We start from the raw sequence: 6215 nt of genomic DNA on the forward strand, positions 1-6215 counted from the left end.
GCGTGTTCAATGGCTGTATGAGCGAGCTAATAATAAAGTACCTATTGATGAAATTTTAGAAGAACTACAGTTAGCATAGGCGTAGTGTATCTATTATGGTAATATTTGTTATCAATTTTTCTCATCTATAGATCATTAAAAATTATATCAATTCCTCTTTTAACCGCTTCAGTAGTATACCCATTTTTGATTTCATCTTTGTCTAATTTGTACCACAAATGACATGATAAGAATGCGCCTTTTACGATGTTGTTAAAACATATTGTGCCGATTATTTTGCTGTCATCATTCTTTTTAAATATCCACAGTCTAAGCAAATCTTTATTTTCGATGCCTGTCAATTCCTTCTTCAGATTTTCCTGCTGATACTCCTTTGTGTAAAACATCTCATCTCTTAAAGGTTCCCACTCTTGTAAAAAAGTCCTATTTCTCAAATAGTAATCTAATACTAATTCCGCATAAGTCTTATCCAGTACTCTTAACACCAATCTTTCTGTTTCATAGACCTTTTCCATATATAGCTTCTCCGTTCTTCTTTATGATTTTTTACTTAAATCCATTTCAAACTCAATCTCATGTTTGATTGATATGCCAAAATCACCTAATATTGGTATCGACGGCTTTAATTTTCTCGCAACATCAACAGCATTGTGATGTATTTTAATCATATCAAATCCGCGTTTTTGATAAAAACGAATTGCGTTGATATTGTCATTTGTAGTAATCAATTTTATTTTTGTACATTTTTTATTGATTGCCTCTTCAATGATCTTATTTAAAAGAGTAGTTCCAATGCCCTGATTTTCCTTCAAACTGTCTAAAGACATGATTTCACATTCACTATCCTTAATCCTATATGTCACTAACCCAATAATTTCATCATTTTCATACGCAATAAAGCCTTCTAATTTTGTCATATCGACTATTTCACCGCGAACGACCATTTCAGTTGAAGACCAGCGATTTTATAAAATCATTTATGCGTTGGCGATCATCAATCGATATTGGTTTAATGTGCATATTCATTACATCCTTTCTGTGCTCTGTCAACCATTTTGTATATTTATTTCAATTAATCATCCATAAAATTTAATCTACACTTCTATAGTTATTCCATCATAAGCAAATACAATATCTTTGTATTCTTTTATAATTCCAAATAATCGTCATATGACTTTTTTTGGGTATTGCATTTAATATTGCAATTTAAGATCAAAAATGTCTTTTTTGAAATTCATGAAGCACCCAATCCTAATTTAATTTTATCCAATGTACCCTCCTATCCTTTCTAAATCCTGCTTTTAATGCCAGGTTCATAGACTTTACATTATCTTCTTCAATATGTACAAATGGCAGTTGACCAAGTTCCAGAAGCCTCTTTATCATTGCAACAGTTACATCCATGCCATATCCTTTCCTTCTGTAATTTTTCAATACATTCAAAAAACCTATAGCTCCATCATCATGTGTAATCGCCCATGCCACTAATTTTTCATCTTCGATGCCAAGACCAATGCCATTTTTTATCCTATCTTCAATATATTCAACTGATATATACTCTTTATACTTGGAATTCTCGAATATATATGGAGCATCTGCAATTGATAAGTCAACAACATGTGATTTTACGGTCGGCAGTGGTACATTAGAATCATAGACTAGTTTCATACTGGTCAGTCGTGACTTTATTTTCCTATTTTTCGCAATATGTGGGAGCATCCAGTCCTCAATGGCTGCAAAACATTTGTCATCTCCATCCAATACGTAAATAAGTTTGAAGAACTCATCATAGGATTTACTGCTAATATAAACCCAATCTTCATCGCTTCTTCCTCTAACAAGTACTGAATCTCCAACTGTTTCAAAGGTATAAATAGGATAATTTCTAATAAAGTTGATGATATTAATATTTCTTGTTTTGTCTTTTTCAAGCAGTTTTAATATCTTGCCACTTAAAAAATCTAATACCTTCCTTAAAAGAATAGGCTGTATATCCGCATAAGTAAGATAATCTGGCATCATTTTAAAAAAGCTTACTTCGCATATCTCACTATGTGGCAAAGGTCCCATTTCATCTACTTTTGCATAAAACAATCTCCCAAATGTAGTTATCCCATCTATGGTAACAGAGTAATCACATACGGGCTCAATCTCGTAATTTAATGCCCCTGTTTCCTCAAACAACTCCCTCGAAGCAGTTACATTAATATCTTCATTCTTTTCTCTGTGACCGCCAGGAACTTGCCACGTATTTCTGTCCTCATGCCTTACAAATATCCATTTTCCTTTATAAGTAGCAAATATAACAGCAAAATTAAGCTGAGTATTGCTTACTTCACATATCTTGTAAAACTTTATCTCCATATTTATACCCCAATCTCATTTTACTTTTCTTGAACTTTTTATATACTCCCTTAAATAAAATTAATCCCTATATTTCCTACTTTTAACTCGTATTTCGTGAGTCAATTTTTAGGAAATTTTTTCGCGTAAATTTAATTATGGCAATTAGTTTGAATTGATTTCTTCATCTATAGCAGCATATTTAAAACTATTATCACTAAATAAAAATTTTATCTTTACTTAAACACTTTTGTTAAAAGAATATTTCTTATATCAGTGTGAGCGTTTCATATCTTGGATTATTGAGTTCTTCTTTTGTAATCCAAGCTAACTCGGAATGTTCATCATTCAATTTGAGTGAAGAAATATCATCGTTTTTAGGTTTAACAAGATATGTAAACACAACCCTGTATATATCTTCATCTCCACTTTTACTTTTTAGATTCCTAACTGATAGCTCCTCCAACAATTCTATATCCAAATTAATTTCCTCTTTTGCCTCTCGATACAGGCCTTGAGTGGGAATTTCGTCATATTTTACTTTCCCGGCAGGAACATTCCAAACATTCGGAGCAACCCTACAATGTCCTGCACGTTTTGTCAATAGAACCTTTCCCTCATGCAACAAAATAATTTCAACGGAAATTCGATAATTAGGATACACAATAACCCCCGCCCACGTATAATTATTTTTAAAGAAAATAAATTTGGCTAAACAGTGTATCTCTCATTTAATCAACCGTTACTTCCCTGCCTTTCCCGTCAAATGGTCGATATTAATTTTAATGACTTTTGCCTTAATGTCACTCTTTCGTATGTATTCCATCCCTTTCTCCATAAACTCGCCAGAGTATTTTTGAATTAGCGCAACCAATGCATCCTCCTTTTCCTTATCATATACTTCCACCGCACGTCCAAACACTATTACACTCTCATACCTATAACTAAACTTATCAGGTATTGGTTCAGTATTGCCAACCACACAAAAAGAAACTTTATTGTTATAAACAATATTGTCCAGCTTGCTTCCTTCAGCAGCACAATGAAAATAAATGTTTCCTTCATGGTATATGTAGTTTAGAGGAACTCCATAGGCATATCCATTTTCACCTACTGTAGATAACACTCCATATTGTCCTTTTCTTAACAGTTCAATAGCCTGTTCGTCATCAATAGATCTATCTTTTCTTCTCATTTCTTTAAACATTTTCTGCTTTCCCCCATAATTAAATAGTATTCTTTTACCATTATACACTAAACTTTATTATAAAAAATCTAAATAAAAAAATTAAAGAGAATGAAATTATAGCTCATTTTTTACATTCTCTTTGAAAAATAATTTGAAAAGAATATAACCAATGCAAATTCTATTAAAAGTAGTGAAGCAACCATGAATAAAATCTTTTTATCGGCATTCATAAATCCTAATGCCATAACCAAAACTAAAATCACATAATTCATAATTTTGCTTGTCATATAACCAACCTTTTCTCTGATTCTTGTATTACGTTCATCATTTATCTCTATCTCTATTAATTGTTTTATTCTTTTATCTTCCACTGCTGATACCATAAAAGAGCCCAACAAATTGCCAATCCCTAATACAGATATTGCAGTGCCAAAACCAATACACAAGCTGGAAACCATTTTTAATTCTTTTGATGTGAATACAAAACCTCCCAAAAGCAATAATAACAGCCCTACTACCAACATAAATATAAATAACAATCTTCTATTAGTCATTATTCTTCCTCCTCATAAATAAAAATATCTTCAATCCGCATATCAAAATATCGAGCTATCTTAAATGCCAATATGATTGATGGATTATATCGCCCATTCTCAAGAGAACTTATCGTTTGTCTTGATACTTTTAACGCATCAGCAAGTTCTTCCTGCCTAATACCACGCTGCTTTCGTATTTCTTCCAGCCTGTTTTTCAAAAATTATCACTCCCTTTTATGGAAGGTTTACTTTACATTTCTATTTATCGATTCATTTGCCAAATGTCAAGTTAACTTTACATACTTAAATAAAAAATAACTTCTTCATGTTTTATTCACATGTATAAACAAAAAAGTAATTCCATCGTTTTTCTCACGACTTCCCTGTTCCATAAAAACTTATTGACGGAAACAATATTCCCAACTAAAACGCATCACAAATTTTAACTTAATCATCAAAGCTTTTTGCCAAATCAGCCAAGGTTTTGTCATTTACTCTATACACAGTCCACTCATCCATTGGAACTACTCCTAACCGTTTATAAAATTTAATAGATGGTTCATTCCAATCAGGGCAGCTCCATTCAAGTCTGCCACAATTTCTTTCTACAGCAAGCTTTGCCAAAAATGACAGCATTATTTTATCAAGTCCTTTGCCTCTCATCTCAGGCTTTATATACAGATCTTCTAAGTATATCCCCGGCCGCCTTAAAAAAGTGGAAAAATTATAAAAGAATAATGCAAATCCTACAGGTTTATCCTCATACTCACCGATAATAACTTCTGCGGCTTTACGGTCAAACAATGATTCTTTCAATAATTTCTCCGTCGCCACAACCTCATGCAACATATTTTCATATTCAGCCAACTCTTTGATAAAGCTTAAGACTAATGCCACATCTTTTTTCCGCAAATCTTAATTTAAACTTTTCAATCTTTGTATCGATTAATTCACTCATGCTTTAGCCCCTCCTACAACATAGTATTGTCAAAAGTTTTGTCACTAAATTCGACTCATACCCTTGATTTTTATTTAACAGATGTCGTTTTTTGCTTCGACTTTCCTGCTCCGTTGAAGGACTTGCTTTTTCATTGCAGGAGTTTTTGACGATATCATCTAGATTTTCATGCTTAATATTTCTCCAGGCAATCCATCCATTTCGCATATCATATGTGTGGTAAATCCATTCTTAATTAATATTTTCCTGGAAGCAATGTTATTGGGGTCTATAATCGCTATAATTTTATTTATTTGCTTACTTTCCTTTGCTTTATCAATTAATAACTATGATTCCACTGCAAAAAGTCAAAAAACATGGAATTTAGAACCATAATAAGGTATAATTAGAATATAATACATTGTGATAAGAGGTTAAATATATGTTTAAAGAAAATAAAGATCATTTACAACAAAAAATGTTTACTAGTGAATTCTGGATGGATAAACGAGTATTTGAAAGGCTTTCAAACAGTTGGGCACCATTGTATTATGAACATGTATTTTGTAAAATTAATGAGAAACTTTTCTTAGTGTAAAATTTTTTTAGGTGAAAAAGCAGGAAAATAGCGATGAAATGTAGAAATAAGACCTCACCATCCTCCCAAGAGGATGAGTTAGAAAATAAATAGGAAGGTGAGGTCTTATGAAAATAATTCAACATACACTTCAAAAATTCCTGCTTGTTGTAGAAAAAATTATTGGATTACTTGATGGAAAATATACCTATTTGGAATTTGAAGAAGAACTTAAAAAAATTCTAAATGAATTAGGAAAAGAGATTTGTGCAGATGTACTTCATGAACTTGATCAAAGCATATATAAAGAAAAAACTAAAAGAAAAAACTGGGTGGTAGTCCAAAAAGATTGTGAAAGGACAATAACAACTGCATTTGGAGATATCACATACAAAAGACGATACTATAAAAACAAAGAAACAGGAGAGAAGGCATATCTTGTAGATAAAGCTGCTGGCATCCAAAAATATGAAAGAATAGATGCTGAGCTTAAAGCTGATATAACGGATCTTTCTACAATACTCTCATATCAAAAAATCACTCAGGAACTTAAAAGGAATGGAGCTAACTGCAATGTAAGCCGGCAAACAGTAATGAACACATTAAGAAAAATAGACAACCTTCAAACATATG

The 6215-nt window shown here is 31.9% G+C and carries 9 protein-coding genes; 1 reads left to right on the forward strand and 8 read right to left on the reverse strand.

Annotation, left to right across the window (positions count from 1 at the left end):
- Positions 1-125 precede the first annotated feature (125 nt).
- The 8 genes from HNR52_RS11830 to HNR52_RS11865 form a co-directional block, all read right to left on the reverse strand.
- On the reverse strand, positions 126-515 hold the full coding sequence (locus HNR52_RS11830) for a GNAT family N-acetyltransferase (RefSeq protein WP_435620684.1): 390 nt from the start codon (positions 513-515) through the stop codon (positions 126-128).
- A 21-nt stretch (positions 516-536) separates the two neighbouring features.
- Entirely contained in the window at positions 537-944 is a 408-nt protein-coding gene (locus HNR52_RS11835) for a GNAT family N-acetyltransferase (RefSeq protein WP_435620685.1), read from the reverse strand.
- Positions 945-1251: 307 nt separating this feature from the next.
- Positions 1252-2364: a GNAT family N-acetyltransferase gene (locus tag HNR52_RS11840; RefSeq protein WP_435620686.1), complete on the reverse strand. Its 1113-nt coding sequence runs from the start codon at positions 2362-2364 to the stop codon at positions 1252-1254.
- 247 nt (positions 2365-2611) lie between these two features.
- Entirely contained in the window at positions 2612-2947 is a 336-nt protein-coding gene (locus HNR52_RS11845; RefSeq protein WP_230197622.1) for an NUDIX domain-containing protein, read from the reverse strand.
- A 138-nt stretch (positions 2948-3085) separates the two neighbouring features.
- Entirely contained in the window at positions 3086-3550 is a 465-nt protein-coding gene (locus tag HNR52_RS11850; protein ID WP_013787208.1) for a pyridoxamine 5'-phosphate oxidase family protein, read from the reverse strand.
- A 110-nt stretch (positions 3551-3660) separates the two neighbouring features.
- Positions 3661-4086, reverse strand: a complete 426-nt coding sequence (locus HNR52_RS11855; RefSeq protein ID WP_435620687.1) for a hypothetical protein — start codon at positions 4084-4086, stop codon at positions 3661-3663.
- Positions 4086-4286 carry a helix-turn-helix transcriptional regulator gene (locus HNR52_RS11860; RefSeq protein WP_013787205.1) on the reverse strand — a complete coding sequence of 67 codons (201 nt, stop codon included), beginning with the start codon at positions 4284-4286 and terminating at the stop codon, positions 4086-4088. Before HNR52_RS11860 ends, HNR52_RS11855 begins: the two co-directional genes overlap by 1 nt.
- Before the next feature lie 229 nt (positions 4287-4515).
- On the reverse strand, positions 4516-4935 hold the full coding sequence (locus HNR52_RS11865) for a GNAT family N-acetyltransferase (RefSeq protein ID WP_435620688.1): 420 nt from the start codon (positions 4933-4935) through the stop codon (positions 4516-4518).
- 775 nt (positions 4936-5710) lie between these two features.
- Between HNR52_RS11865 and HNR52_RS11870 the strand changes: the two genes are divergently transcribed.
- Positions 5711-6215 (forward strand): UPF0236 family transposase-like protein (locus tag HNR52_RS11870; protein WP_435620689.1); only part of this gene is annotated, 505 nt, incomplete at its 3' end.

It is taken from the genome of Thermoanaerobacterium thermosulfurigenes (assembly GCF_051201035.1).
Lineage (GTDB): Bacteria > Bacillota > Thermoanaerobacteria > Thermoanaerobacterales > Thermoanaerobacteraceae > Thermoanaerobacterium > Thermoanaerobacterium thermosulfurigenes.

Excerpts from the sequence above, each read along its gene's own strand:
- HNR52_RS11830 (WP_435620684.1), bottom strand. The coding sequence starts at position 515 with ATGGAAAAGGTCTATGAAACAGAAAGATTGGTGTTAAGAGTACTGGAT.
- HNR52_RS11835 (WP_435620685.1), bottom strand. The coding sequence starts at position 944 with ATGGTCGTTCGCGGTGAAATAGTCGATATGACAAAATTAGAAGGCTTT.
- HNR52_RS11840 (WP_435620686.1), bottom strand. The coding sequence starts at position 2,364 with ATGGAGATAAAGTTTTACAAGATATGTGAAGTAAGCAATACTCAGCTT.
- HNR52_RS11850 (WP_013787208.1), bottom strand. The coding sequence starts at position 3,550 with ATGTTTAAAGAAATGAGAAGAAAAGATAGATCTATTGATGACGAACAG.
- HNR52_RS11855 (WP_435620687.1), bottom strand. The coding sequence starts at position 4,086 with ATGACTAATAGAAGATTGTTATTTATATTTATGTTGGTAGTAGGGCTG.